The organism is Phyllobacterium sp. T2-21 (assembly GCF_055378485.1).
This window is the reverse complement of sequence record NZ_AP027912.1, coordinates 2,136,813-2,149,901: the sequence shown is the minus strand read 5'-3', so window position 1 is coordinate 2,149,901 and position 13,089 is coordinate 2,136,813. Positions and strand designations below refer to the sequence as shown.

15 protein-coding genes are annotated in these 13,089 nt (G+C 60.6%); 3 read left to right on the top strand and 12 right to left on the bottom strand.

The annotated features are described in order from the left end of the window. Entirely contained in the window at positions 1-156 is a 156-nt protein-coding gene (locus ACZ5FP_RS10795; RefSeq protein WP_464660065.1) for a hypothetical protein, read from the top strand. 437 nt (positions 157-593) lie between these two features. Here the strand turns inward: ACZ5FP_RS10795 and ACZ5FP_RS10790 are convergent, their stop codons facing one another. From ACZ5FP_RS10790 to ACZ5FP_RS10745, 10 genes are all read right to left on the bottom strand, one after another. Further along, entirely contained in the window at positions 594-773 is a 180-nt protein-coding gene (locus tag ACZ5FP_RS10790; RefSeq protein WP_346305684.1) for a hypothetical protein, read from the bottom strand. Positions 774-894: 121 nt separating this feature from the next. Then, entirely contained in the window at positions 895-1,635 is a 741-nt protein-coding gene (locus ACZ5FP_RS10785; protein WP_464660063.1) for a GNAT family N-acetyltransferase, read from the bottom strand. Between the two features lie 12 nt (positions 1,636-1,647). After that, a complete protein-coding gene (locus ACZ5FP_RS10780) occupies positions 1,648-2,826 on the bottom strand; it encodes a BaiN/RdsA family NAD(P)/FAD-dependent oxidoreductase (protein WP_464663239.1) in 1,179 nt (392 codons plus the stop codon). Beyond that, positions 2,826-3,620, bottom strand: coding sequence for a YdcF family protein (locus tag ACZ5FP_RS10775; protein WP_464660061.1), 795 nt, complete (start codon positions 3,618-3,620; stop codon positions 2,826-2,828). Before ACZ5FP_RS10775 ends, ACZ5FP_RS10780 begins: the two co-directional genes overlap by 1 nt. 9 nt (positions 3,621-3,629) lie before the next feature. Continuing rightward, entirely contained in the window at positions 3,630-4,109 is a 480-nt protein-coding gene (locus ACZ5FP_RS10770) for an N-acetyltransferase family protein (protein WP_464660059.1), read from the bottom strand. Next, positions 4,100-5,581, bottom strand: coding sequence for an Asp-tRNA(Asn)/Glu-tRNA(Gln) amidotransferase subunit GatA (gene gatA, locus ACZ5FP_RS10765; RefSeq protein ID WP_346307125.1), 1,482 nt, complete (start codon positions 5,579-5,581; stop codon positions 4,100-4,102). Before gatA ends, ACZ5FP_RS10770 begins: the two co-directional genes overlap by 10 nt. A gap of 12 nt (positions 5,582-5,593) precedes the next feature. Then, on the bottom strand, positions 5,594-6,076 hold the full coding sequence (locus ACZ5FP_RS10760; RefSeq protein ID WP_464660057.1) for a GNAT family N-acetyltransferase: 483 nt from the start codon (positions 6,074-6,076) through the stop codon (positions 5,594-5,596). A gap of 9 nt (positions 6,077-6,085) precedes the next feature. Then, a complete protein-coding gene (gatC, locus tag ACZ5FP_RS10755) occupies positions 6,086-6,373 on the bottom strand; it encodes an Asp-tRNA(Asn)/Glu-tRNA(Gln) amidotransferase subunit GatC (protein WP_223615153.1) in 288 nt (95 codons plus the stop codon). Between the two features lie 90 nt (positions 6,374-6,463). Further along, entirely contained in the window at positions 6,464-8,056 is a 1,593-nt protein-coding gene (locus ACZ5FP_RS10750) for a hypothetical protein (protein WP_464660055.1), read from the bottom strand. A gap of 69 nt (positions 8,057-8,125) precedes the next feature. After that, positions 8,126-8,830: a metal-dependent hydrolase gene (locus tag ACZ5FP_RS10745; RefSeq protein WP_464660053.1), complete on the bottom strand. Its 705-nt coding sequence runs from the start codon at positions 8,828-8,830 to the stop codon at positions 8,126-8,128. Between the two features lie 129 nt (positions 8,831-8,959). Between ACZ5FP_RS10745 and ruvX the strand changes: the two genes are divergently transcribed. Beyond that, entirely contained in the window at positions 8,960-9,454 is a 495-nt protein-coding gene (ruvX, locus tag ACZ5FP_RS10740) for a Holliday junction resolvase RuvX (RefSeq protein WP_105733017.1), read from the top strand. Here the strand turns inward: ruvX and ACZ5FP_RS10735 are convergent. After that, positions 9,424-9,771, bottom strand: coding sequence for a DUF6105 family protein (locus tag ACZ5FP_RS10735; protein ID WP_464660050.1), 348 nt, complete (start codon positions 9,769-9,771; stop codon positions 9,424-9,426). The two genes, ruvX and ACZ5FP_RS10735, sit on opposite strands and share 31 nt — an antisense overlap. A gap of 284 nt (positions 9,772-10,055) precedes the next feature. Further along, on the bottom strand, positions 10,056-11,687 hold the full coding sequence (locus ACZ5FP_RS10730) for an acyl-CoA dehydrogenase family protein (protein WP_464660048.1): 1,632 nt from the start codon (positions 11,685-11,687) through the stop codon (positions 10,056-10,058). A gap of 281 nt (positions 11,688-11,968) precedes the next feature. On the opposite strand from ACZ5FP_RS10730, the gene ACZ5FP_RS10725 reads away from it, so the two are divergent. Continuing rightward, positions 11,969-12,916 (top strand): ABC transporter substrate-binding protein, encoded by a 948-nt coding sequence (locus ACZ5FP_RS10725; protein ID WP_346307223.1) that lies wholly within the window; start codon positions 11,969-11,971, stop codon positions 12,914-12,916. Positions 12,917-13,089: the final 173 nt, after the last annotated feature.

Below are 13,089 nucleotides of genomic sequence, written 5' to 3'. Positions count from 1 at the left end.
ATGGTGCGCTTGTCACATGGCTCTGCCAATTTGGCGGCGGCCTTGACCATTGTTGCGCTCGACTTCACGCCGACCTTCGGCAGTTTGATGACACGTGCTTCAGACGGCGACGACGTTTCTTTATTTATTGTTAGCATTGTTCACACCTCTAGTTAAACTACTCTCGCCAAGAGAATAATCCTGTTTCAGCATGCGTCTGTATTTCGGATGCATTGTGACATTAAGAAAATTCAAACGATTTAACAAATCACTATTTGTATCCGATTTTGACTCTCGTTTGAATAAAACCAACAAATCGTAAAAAGGTTCCCCGTCCGTAAATATCACGTAAATATTACACTATGAAACAACAGTAAAAGGCCGTTCTGGCCGGGATGATCCCGCTCTTATGGTTAACGCAACCGGCGTGGCCGAGGCTGAGTGCGTGGTTGTGGTGCATGGTTCGACAAGCTCACCATGAGGGAGGTCGTGGATTGCAGCGGGCGATATTCTGCAGCGCCCGCGATTGGCATTGCAGCCAAACCACATCCCTCATGGTGAGCTTGTCGAACCACGCATCAAGGGCTTTGCAACCGGGGTGATCGCGTGGCGGCCTAGATGGACTCGATGCCGACCTTGCGCTGGATCTGGTCAATCGTTTCCTTGACGAAGAAGGTCAGGCCAGCGGTTACGGTCACGATGTGCGTTCCCGTCCCATAAGGGTTGAACGATACGACATGGGCAAAGTTGAGTGTGATGAGATCGCCGTTGACGTCGGTCAGTTTGATCCACATGGCTGTCTTCCCTCCCAGTTTGACTGCACAGCGGCTTCAACAGACACGCTGTGCCGTCAGGGAAGCAGGTTTCCCGGCATCAGGCAATTCGATTAACGGCATTGCCGGAGATTCTTGCCGACTATGGTTTCCGGCGATAGTGATAGCTGTGCAGTTCGCGGTCAAAACCCAGCGAGGCGTAGAGCGCCCGCGCCGGCTGGTTGTCGGTGAGAACCTGCAGGCAGGCACCCTCGGCGCCTTCGTCCCGCGCCCAGTCGAGCAAGGTTCCAACCGCCCGCTGGCCATAGCCGCGTTTGCGGTGATCCGCATCGGTGGCGACGGATTCCAGCACCAGCAGGCCGTTGCTGATGGCACCATAGGCCTTCGCGACGATCCGGCCATCCATGGTGACGGAGGCAAAGGCCTTTGGCACGACGATGGAGGCGATCATATCGGTGAAAACCGCCTGCTCATCATCCGACCAGCCGGAGATGCGCCTGCCGTCACGCGACCAGCCCGGCGTCATCTCGCGCGACAGTTCGGCGGCAGCAGCGCCGCCTGGGCGATGGCGGCGCAGGTCACAATACAGAACCGTGCTGCCGCCCTCGAAGCGGTAACCGCGCTCGACCAGATGCGACTCCATTTCATCGGCGATGGTCGGAACCCGGAAAATGTAGTCGCGGCCGAGCGCGCCATAGAGTTTTTCCGCCGCATCGATCACGCCGGCGGGTTCGGCGCGCGGTCCGCGCAAAGGGTTGACCGAGTTGGTGCGGCGAACGCCGCCGCCGGAAAACCGCAGCAGCCAGCCGCCATGCAGAACCTGCCGCGGCGACGGCCACGCATTGAAACATGCTTCCTCGACACGCCAGTTCAGATCATCCATCACTGCTTTCTCCTAAACCGCCTGCCCTGCCACCCAGCCGGATGACCAGGCCCACTGAAAATTATAGCCGCCGAGCCAGCCCGTCACGTCGACCACTTCACCGATGAAGTAGAGACCCTTGACGGATTTGGCTTCCATCGTCTTCTGGTCGAGCCCGTCCGTGTCGACACCGCCCAGCGTGACTTCCGCCGTGCGGTAGCCTTCCGAGCCGGCGGGCTTGACCTGCCATTCATTGATGGCCTTCTCGACGCCGAGCAACTGCTTGTCGGAGACATCGGCGAGATGGCTGTGGATGCCGCTGTTTTCGGCGATCAGCTGCGCCAGCCGCTTCGGCAGAAGCTCCGACAGGGCTGTCTGCAGCGCCTGCCGCCCATTGCGCGCACGGGCGGCGCGCAGCGCGTCAAGAATTTTGACACCCGGCAGCATGGCGACGCTGATCGTGTCGCCTTCGCGCCAATAGGACGATATCTGCAGGATCGACGGGCCGCTGAGACCGCGATGGGTGAAGAGCATGGCTTCGGCAAATTTTGTCTTGCCGTGGCTGATGACGGCATCGACGGAAATACCGGACAGGGGTTTCAGCGGCGCCAGCGTGTTGTCATCGAAGGTCAGCGGCACCAGCGCCGGGCGGATGTCGGTCAGCGCCAGGCCGAACTGCCTGGCAACATCATAGCCAAAGCCGGTTGCGCCCATTTTGGGAATGGACTTGCCGCCACAGGCGACCACCAGCGAGGTACAGCGCACGCGCTCGCCGGACAGCGCAACGGTATAACCGCCCGCCGTCGCCTCGATGGACTCGACCACCGTCTGCAACCGCAGCTCGACATTGGCCTGCTTCATCTCCGTGACCAGCAGATCGATGATCTGCTTGGCCGAACCGTCGCAGAACAGCTGGCCCAGCGTCTTTTCATGCCAGGCGATGCCATAGCGGTCGACCAGCGCGATGAAATGGCGCTGGGTATAGCGGCGCAGCGCGGAAATGCAGAAATGCGGGTTTCTGCTGATGTAGTTCTGCGGGGCGGCGTTGAGATTGGTGAAATTGCAGCGCCCGCCGCCGGAAATGCGGATCTTGTCGCCCGGCGCCCTGGCGTGATCGACAATGAGCACCGAGCGGCCACGCTTGCCCGCCTCGACAGCGCACATCATGCCCGCAGCGCCCGCCCCGATGATGAGAACGTCCACCTGCTTCATCATGGCGACGGCAACAGTTCATCGGTGCGGCCGGTCGCCCAATAGGCGAAAAGCCCGACCCATTCCTTCAGGACGATCGTCAGGTTCTGCAGGGAATCGATCGGGTTGTCCTGGGCAAATCCGGGATATTCGATGCCGGAGGTGCGGTAATCGGCAGGCCACGGCACCACGTCGAAGCCCGCCTTGCGGAACAGCCCGACCGAACGGGGCATGTGGAAGGCGGACGTGACGAGCAGCCACGTCTCGCCGGGTTTGATATCGAGCAGCTTTTTGGTGAACTGGGCATTCTCGTAGGTGTTGCGCGATTCATTCTCGAGAACCAGCCGGTCGGCGGCAACGCCGAGCGCCGTCAACAGGCGCGGCGCCGTGGCGGCATCGCCCTCGCCCTCCAGCACCAGTGTGCCGCCGCCGCCGGTGACCACAACTTTTGCCTCGGGGTAACGCCGCGCCAGCACTGCCGTTTCAACGAAGCGGTCACCGCTGGCATTGAGCTCGTAGCCGCCGCGCACCAGATTGACCCCGCCTTCGAAACCGCCGCCAAGGACGATGATGCCATCGTCGTGCGGCGGTGCGGGCGACGGGCGCTGGAACCGGTCTTCCAGCGGGTGCATGAGAAGCGCGCCCAGCGAACTCCAGACGGCCAGCCCCAGGATCAGAAATGCCCCGGCGGATGCGGTCATCGCCGTGCGCCGCCAGGAGAACCACACGGCAAAAAATGCGAGGCCCATCAGCAGAATGGAAAAATTCAAGGGTTGAGCAACGAACCAGAACACCTTGGAAACAAAGAAAAACATTGAAAGTTCCTACGTCAGGTTCGCCAGCATTTTGACCTTCTCGATCTTGCGTTCGAGGCTCTCCGACCATTCAAGGCTCCGGTGCACGATTTCAAAGCCCTCGCGCTCATACAGGCGTATGGCACCCGCATTGCGCGCATGGGATTCAAGCCGGGCGGTTGCATATCCCGCCGCGACAATGTCGGCTTTCAGCGCCTTGAGCAGGAGCGAACCGATGCCCTGCCCCTGATGGCCGGGATCGACCCACATATCCGAGATGTAGTCATCGTTCTTTTCGCGCGCGCCCCAGCCGAGAATGACACCATCCACCTCGGCAACCAGCACGCGGGCAAAATGTTCCTCGGCAAAGGCTTGGTAGGCACGCTCGACATGCGCGCGCATGCCGGGCAGTTCCGGTTCAAACGAGAAAATATTCGATGCCCAGGCCCGTGAGCCGACCGCGGCCAGCGCCGCGATGTCGGCTTGCGTGGCAGGCCTGATTACCACCATTTCGGCGCGTTGAACCTGCCTGCGGCCTGTTCGATGACATAGGCGGTCTGGAACAGGGTTTCCTCGTCGAACGGGCGTCCGATCAGCTGCAGGCCAAGCGGCAGGCCCCGGCTGTCCAGTCCGGCAGGCACGGCGATGCCGGGAAGCCCCGCCATGTTGACCGTGACCGTGAAAATATCATTCAGGTACATTTTCACCGGATCGGACGCCAGATCCTGATCGGCGATGCCGAAGGCTGCCGACGGGGTTGCGGGTGTCAGGATCGCATCGACGCCGGCATGGAAGACGTCCTCGAAATCCTTCTTGATCAGGGTGCGCACCTTTTGCGCCTGCAGGTAATAGGCGTCGTAATAACCGGCTGACAGCACATAGGTGCCGATCATGATGCGGCGCTTGACCTCGTCGCCGAAACCGCTGGCGCGGGTCCTTTCATACATGTCGACAATGTCCTTGCCCGGCACGCGCAGGCCGTAACGCACGCCGTCATAGCGGGCAAGGTTCGACGAGGCTTCCGCCGGGGCCACGATATAATAGGCCGGCAGCGCGTATTTCGTGTGCGGCAGCGAGATATCGACGATGGATGCACCGGCGTCCTTCAGCCAGGCAATGCCCTGCTGCCACAGCTTTTCGATCTCTTCCGGCATGCCCTCGACACGGTATTCCTTGGGAATGCCGATCTTGAGGCCGGTCAGCGGCTTGCCGATGATGGATTCGTAATCGGGAACGGCGATATCGACCGATGTCGTGTCCTTGGTATCGACCGAGGCCATGGATTTGAGCAGGATCGCCGCATCGCGCACGTCGCGGGCAATCGGTCCGGCCTGATCCAGCGACGAGGCGAAGGCGACAATGCCCCAGCGCGAGCAGCGTCCATAGGTCGGCTTGATGCCGACGGTACCCGTGAAGGCGGCGGGCTGGCGGATGGAACCGCCGGTATCGGTGGCCGTCGCACCGGCGCACAGGCGGGCGGCGACCGCAGCGGCCGAGCCGCCGGACGAACCGCCGGGCACCAGATCGGCATTGGAGCCGTTGGCGCGCCACGGGTTTTTCACCGGGCCGTAATAGGAGCTTTCGTTGGATGACCCCATGGCGAACTCATCCATGTTGAGCTTGCCGAGCATCACGGCGCCGTCGGCCCACAGATTGGAGGTGACAGTGGATTCATAATGCGGCTTGAAGCCGTCGAGAATATGCGAACAGGCCTGCGTGTGGATGCCTTCGGTGCCGAACAGGTCCTTGATACCCAGCGGTATGCCTTCCAGCGCCCCGGCCTTGCCTGCAGCCAGACGGGCATCGGATGCCTTGGCCATGTCAAGCGCCTTCTCCGGCGTGACGGCGATATAGGCGTTCAGGGCCCCGTTCGCGGTCTCGATTGCCTTGAGATAGGCACTGGTCAGCTCAGTGGCGGTGATCGCCCTGGCTTTCAGCTGGTCGCGCGCCTCGGCAATGGTGAGAGCGGTCAGATCGGTCATATCAAGTCCTGTTTATTGGGCTGGCGCGAGGGCGAGCCGCTTTTCGTAAAATGCACTGTGTTCCGAATCCGGATAATCGAGGAGCGCACCGCAGCGGATGAAGCCGGAACGCTCATACAGCCGCCATGCCGCGTCAAATCCGGGGCCGACGCCCGTCTCCAGCACAAGCCGGGACATGCCCTTGTCGCGGGCGAGCCCGGTTATGGCCTCGAGCAGGATCGAACCGACGCGTTTGCCGCGCACGGACGGCAGGGTGAACATGCGCTTGATCTCGCCGGTTTCCGCGTCATGCTGCTTGAGCGCACCGCAGCCCACCGCCCGCCCGGTTTCGTCGCGGGCGATGAACACCGTGGCGTCGGCGCCTGCCATCTCTTCCACCGTCATCTTGAACTGGAATTCGACCGGCGACAGCGGCAGAAGATGCGCATTCAGCGCATCCACAAGGGCGCGGACGTCATCCTGCAGGGGCGTTTCGATGGCGACCGTGATCGTCATGGCTGCGCCTTACTCCACCACTTTCGGAACGACGAAGAAATTCTCTTCGGTGACCGGCGCATTGGCAACGATATCGGCCGCCTTGCCGCCGTCATTGACCACGTCCCGGCGCTTCTTCATGGCCATGGGCGTGACCGATGTCATGGGCTCGACACCCGCCACATCGACTTCGTTCAGCTGTTCGACGAAACCGAGGATGGCATTCAGTTCGCCGGTCATGCGGGTCGCATCGTCCTCACTCACGGCAATACGGGCAAGACGCGCAACGCGTTTGACGGTGGAAATATCGACAGACATTGGGATTCCCGAAAATTCAATTCTTGATCAAGCAGCTATAGTGTCCGTTGCGGGCAAGCGCAACGGACAAGTCGGCATGCCGGACGCCGATTACTGCGCCTTGTCGGCCTGCGCATCCGGATTGTCTTCTTCATCGTCGGGTGCAGGCACATCAATGACATCCTCGCTGCCGGGTTCGACAACCGGGTCCGGACCTTTCACGGGATTGCCATTGATCGCAACCGAACCGTCGGCCTGCTGATCGACGACCCACCGGATCCGTCCGCCATCGACTTCCGTGCCGAAATCCTTCGCCAGCTTGACGAAGGTGATGTAATTCTGGATTTCGGCGTCGGTTTCCGCCGCCTTGTTCAGGCGCTCGACAACCTTGTCGAAACCGGCCATCTCCCAGGTGGTGTGGCTGGCGGGCTTCAGGCCGGCAAAGGTCATCTCGCCTTCGACCGTCAGCTCCGCATCGGCGGTACGCACCAGGCTCTTCGAAATCACCAGCTTGGGCGGCGCAACCAGGAACTGCGCGGCGGTTGCCGCTTCAAACTCCTCGGAGAGAACCTTGTCGCGGTTCAGGTCCATATCGTCGATGGCGCCCTTGACGACCGTATCGAGATCGACACCGGCAGTCCCGATCACCAGTTCCACATCGGTCGGAAGGAAAGGCACACCCCATTCGGGGATCGGCAGGGCCGGATATTTCAGGCCGTTGGTGCGCATGGCGTAGTGATAAGCGCCATCCTTGCTGATGCCGTCGAGGTTGGTTTCCTGCGAAATGTTCTGGGCGGCGAAATTGCCCAGCGGCGTTTCAACGTTGAAATCCTTGAAATGATACTCGCCCTTGAGCTTGTCCCAGAGCGGCAGGGACGCCCGCAGCTTCAGCTTGAGCTCGTCCTGTCCGGCCTTGTTGAGCTTCTTCTCGTCCATATGGGCGACGACGAATGCCCACAGGTCCAGCAGCTCCCGGTTGCGGAAGCCCTTGCCCTCGGCAACGCTGCCGAGTTCGCCGCTGCGCAGCGTCACCTTCACCGGTTCACCGGCAGCCGGCGTTTCGGTCTTGGCTGCTTCGCCCTCTTCGGAGGCCGCATCAGGCGTGGGGAGCTTCGTGACGATCGTTTCGCTGAAATTTGCGAGGGATTGCGTCATATCGATATCGATGCCGCCCGATGCAGCGGCCTTGGCAAGCATCTGCCCTTTTGCCCCGCTGGCGCTGGCGTCGATATCCTGTTCCGCCGACTTCAGCGACAGCTTGAACGCATCATAGGCGAAGGTCGAGGTCGAGAACGTGCCGATCTTGGGATCGAACAATCCGGTCCAGCTGCCGCCATCGACCGACCAATGGAACGACTCAGGGCCCTTGGGCCCGCTCACGTCGAAGGCCGCCGCAGGTATGTTGCCCGAGGACACATTCCATGTTCCGTCGGCCAGCGGCTTGGTCAGGATGCTGTAATCCCCCAGGCTGCCCTTCAGCAGGTCCTGCTTCGGCATGGTTTTGAGGAAAGCATCGGTGCTGAAGGTAACGCGGTAGCCGTCGGCCTCGGGCGTTACCTTGAGAATGCCGTTGCTGAGTGCGGTCTTGCCGACATATTTCGACAGGGTATTGGCAAGCTCATCGGCGCCCTTGGCATCGATTGTCTGGGCGAAAGCCGGTGTCGACAACGCCATGACGCAGGAAATCAGGATTAGTTTACGCACAATACCTCCAATAGCTCAGCCTATCGTCGTGGTGACGACCAAAATCACAACGGCTTTAGCAACCCAAACTCAAACCGTAAACTGATCATTTGTCCCCGCGACAAAGACCTGCGTCTTGCTGCCTTCCATCGCGGCGACAAATTTGTCGGCGGTCTGGTCGATGATCGGGAACGAGCCGTAATGGCATGGGATCGCCCTGGCGAATTTGAAATAGCGCTGCGTTGCCAATGCGGCGACGGCACCGCCCATGGTGAAGCGGTCGCCGATCGGCACGATGCCGATCTCCGGCTGGTGCAGTTCGTTGACCAGCGCCATGTCGGAGAAGATGTCCGTATCGCCCATGTGATAGAGCGTCGGCTCATTGTCGAAATGCAGGACGACGCCATTGGCCGAACCCAGCGAATGCGACACGCCATCCTCGGTGATCTGTGCCGAGGAATGCAGCGCGTTGGCATAGGTCACGGTGAAGCCATTGTGCGATACGGTCCCGCCGGTATTGGTTGGATCGACCCGGGCGACACCGCGATTGTTGAGCCAGGTCACCAGATCGGCATTGCCGATCACCACCGCACCCGTATCCTTGGCAATGGCGGCGGTATCGCCGACATGATCGCCATGACCGTGCGTCAGGATGATGTGGGTGGCGCCGCGTGTCGCCTCCTTCGGGTCGACGCCGCGCGCACCCGGATTGCCGTTGAGGAAAGGGTCAATCAGAATCGTGCTCAGGGCGATTTCAATGCGAAAGGCCGAATGGCCAAGCCAGGTAATCTTCATGGGGTTTTCCCTTCCAGTGTCAGTCTTTGCTCGCCACAACCGTCTATTGCAGCTATGTGACATTCATTCGAATTACAACGGCGAATTACAACGGCCTTTCGCCGGCCAATTCAAGTGCAGGAAACACCCTTGACGGTTCTGACCATTGAACAGCTCGAAGATCATGTCGCCGACGGCCAGACCGTCGCGGGGCTCGACCTGGGCACGAAAACCATCGGCATCGCCATTTCGGACCGGGGTTTTTCCTTTGCCAATCCGCGCCCGGTGCTCAAGCGCAGCAAGTTCACCCACGACGCGCAGGATCTGCTGAAGGCGCTGAAAAGCGACAATGTCGGCGCCATCGTCATCGGCCTGCCGGTCAATATGGACGGCAGCGAAGGCCCGCGCGTGCAGGCCACCCGCGCCTTCGTGCGCAACATGGAAAAGCTGACCGACCTGCCCTTCGTCTACTGGGACGAGCGTCTATCGACGGTTGCGGCTGAGCGCGCGCTGATCGGCATGGATGTATCACGGCAAAAACGCGCCGAGCGGATCGATTCCGCTGCGGCGGCGTTCATCCTGCAAGGGGCATTGGACCGCCTGCAGAGCCTGCGTCAGAACGCAGACGGCAATTCCTTCGAATAGGCCAGCGCCGTATTGGCCGACGCCGCGGCGGCGGCACGGTTTTCCCGCCACACCTTGACCCAGGCGATGATCTGCTTGCGGCGGCGGAAGGCGATCAGACAGAAAACCAGCCCCGTATCGACGATGCAGGCACGGGCGACCAGCGGCGGAATGCTGTCCGGCGCGATCCCGAGAATATTGCCGTAAATGGTGAAGACCAGATCGTGCATTTCACGGCTGAAGAAGTACATCCCCATGCTCAGATCGTAGTACGACAGAAAATACCAACCCCACAGAAAGCTTAACGGGCCTGCCCAGAATATCAGGAAGCTGCGCATTCATTTCTCCTAGCGGGGAAGTCGGTGGCGGGTTGTGTAACCCCGTGAAATCACGAGGTATTTTCGAATCACATTGATATCTGCTAAGAGTTTAGACGCAACGTAAACCGTTTGTTAAGGTTAATTTAAAAAAATTTTATTAAAATTGAAGGTATTAGCCGGAGCACTTTTCGGCCCTGCGAGAGGACCGATCAGCGGCTGATGCACGTATTTGACAAATGCGGTCCCAGCACCGCTGAAAAGCAGTGGGATTGAGGCCCCGTTGAAGCCCGCAGAAACGGCGCTCAGTTGGCCGGGGGATAGAGCGAGTTGACGATGCTCTTGGCGTTGTGACGGGCATCGAGCATGCCGTAGGTGGTGCGCCACTGCCCGCCGAGGCGGGTTTCGATGAACGCATCGGCGATATCTTCCGAATGCAGGTGCCGCAGTTCCGCACCCGCTGCGGCCAGCGCCAGCTGTTCAGTCAGGATGCGCGCAGCGCCTTCGTCGTTTTCCGCAACACGCATGGCGGCGCGCAGCACCTCGACCGTGCCCTGCCCGCCGCGCCCGAGCTGGGCGCCGATCCAGTTCAGCACCTCGTCGAACAGCTGCGGCCCGCGCTTGAGAACGCGCAACACGTCCAGCGCCATGACATTGCCGGAGCCTTCCCAGATGGCATTGACCGGGGCTTCGCGGTAATGGCGGGCAAGATTGCCCTCCTCGATGTAGCCATTGCCGCCGAGGCATTCCATCGCCTCGTACAGCAAGGCGGGGGCGATCTTGGCAACCCAGTATTTCACCACCGGGGTCATTACCCGGGCAAAAGCCGCCTCGCCGCGATTCTGCGCCGCATTGTCGAAGGCGCGGGCCAGCCGGAAGGTCAGCGCCGTCGCGCCGGCCACATCCAGCGCCATGTCGGCCATGACCCGCAGCATCAGCGGCTTGTCGAACAGCGGCCCGTCAAACACGATGCGATGGCGTGCATGGTGCACCGCCTCGGCAAGACCGGCGCGCATCATCCCGGCCGAAGCGATGGCACAGTCCAGCCGCGTCAGCGTCACCATGTCGATGATGGTTTTGACACCGTCGCCCGGACCGCCGACCATCTGGCCCAGCGCATTGTCGAATTCGACTTCGGACGATGCATTGGAGCGGTTGCCGAGCTTGTCCTTCAGCCGCTGGAAGCGGAAGCCGTTGGATGATCCGTCGGGCAGGATGCGCGGCACGAGGAAACAGGACAGGCCTTCCCGCGCCTGCGCCAGCACCAGGAACGCATCGGACATCGGCGCCGACATGAACCATTTATGGCCGGTAATCCGGTAAAAGCCGCTGCCGGCGGGTTCGGCGCGCGTCGTATTGGTGCGCACATCCGTGCCGCCTTGCTTCTCCGTCATGCCCATGCCGAGCGTCAGGCTTGCCTTCTTGGCCGGGGATTTGTTGCTGGAATCATATTTGCGCGGCAAGACCAGCGGCGACCACTCGCGGTACAGGCTTGGCGACGACATCAAAGCCGCCAGCGACGCGCTGGTCATGGTGATCGGGCAGAGATGCCCGCATTCCAGCTGCGCCGCCGTATAGAAGCGCGCCGTGCGCGCCTGATGGCGCAGGCCGTTTTCCGTCGGGCCGTCTTCCCAGATGGATGAATGCAGGCCCTGCGCCACGGAACGGCGCATCAGCGCATGATAGGCCGGATGATAATCGATGACGTCGACGCGAAAGCCCTGGCGGTCATGGGTGCGCAGCTTCGGCGTTTCCGTATTGGCGAGCCGCGCCAGATCCTGCGCATCACCGGACAGGACAAACCGGCCGCTTTGTTCCAGCTCCGTCCGGGTCGCCTGCGGAAACCGCTTGGTGATCTGCATCAGCAACGGATCGCCGAGATAGGCGTTGAGGCCGATCATGGAGGGTGTCTGGTTGAGAACGTCGTGGGTTTTCAAGAAAATGTCCTGATCCAATATGAGCTGTCTTTACGGCATGGCCCGTTTCATCCGAACACGTCAGCGCCGCAATCATGAGTCGCGCATTTATGGAATGAAGGTTCTGACAAGCGGTTAACCGATCCATCTTCTTCTAGCCGAATGACGGCGCCGATGCAAAATGTCTCAGGCAGCTTTTTCTGTATCCGGGCGCAAGCTTATGTCTAGACAAATGAAAAGCTGCCTGCCTATCATGCCTCTATATTCATCGTGCCAAAAAAATGAACAAAGGGGTCAATCAGATGAAATTCAAATGGTATCTCGGCGCTGCATGCGCGGCGCTTCTGGCATCCGCCGTCCCGTCACAGGCGGACACGGCGGTTTCCGTCGGCCTGTCCGGCTGGACCGGCTTTGCCCCGCTGACGCTGGCCAAGGAGGCCGGCATCTTCAAGAAGAACGGCCTTGACGTCACGCTGACCAAGATTCCGCAGGCAAGCCGCCATCTGGCGCTGGCATCGGGCGACGTGCAGTGCGCCGCCACCACGGTGGAAACCTGGATCGCCTGGAACGCCAATGGCGTCGCCACCAAGCAGATTTTCCAGATGGACAAGTCGTTCGGCGCCGACGGCATGGTCGTGCGCAGCGACGTCGCCAAGATTTCCGACCTCAAGGGCAAGGCCATCGCCGCATCGGCGCCCGGCACATCGCCCTATTTCGTCCTGGCATGGATGCTGAAGCACAACGGCCTGTCGCTGAAGGACGTCAAGGTCGTCAATCTCGAGCCGGGACCGGCGGCCCAGGCCTTCGTTGCCGGGCAGAACGACGCGGCGATGACCTATGAGCCCTATCTCTCCACCGTGCGTGCCGCCCCGGACAAGGGCAAGATCATCGCCACCACGCTGGATTATCCCGTCGTGATGGACACGTTCGGCTGCACCAATGCATTCCTCGAAAAGAATCCGGAAGCGGCCAAGGCCTTCGCCAAGAGCTACTTCGACGCGCTGGAGCTCATCGCAGCCGACAAGGACAAGGCCTACGCGATCATGGGTGCCGACGTGAAGCAGACGGCAGAGGTGTTCGGCAATTCGGCACAATATCTGCGCTGGCAGGACAAGGCAGCCAACCAGGCCTTCTTCGAGAAGGATTTTGCCAAATTCTCCGACGAGGCGGCAGACCTTCTGCTTGAAATCGGCGTCATCAAGAAGAAGCCGGATATCAGCACCATCGTCGATACCAGCTTCATCAAGTAATCAGCTGATGGCTGCAAGAGGAGGGTGCGTGGTTCGACAAGCTCACCATGAGGGAGGTGGGGGATTGCAGGGAGCACTATTCTGCAACCCATCGGATTGGCCTTGCATCAAACCACCTCCCTCATGGTGAGCTTGTCGAACCACGCACTGCAGCTTGCAGCCACTTCAACCGG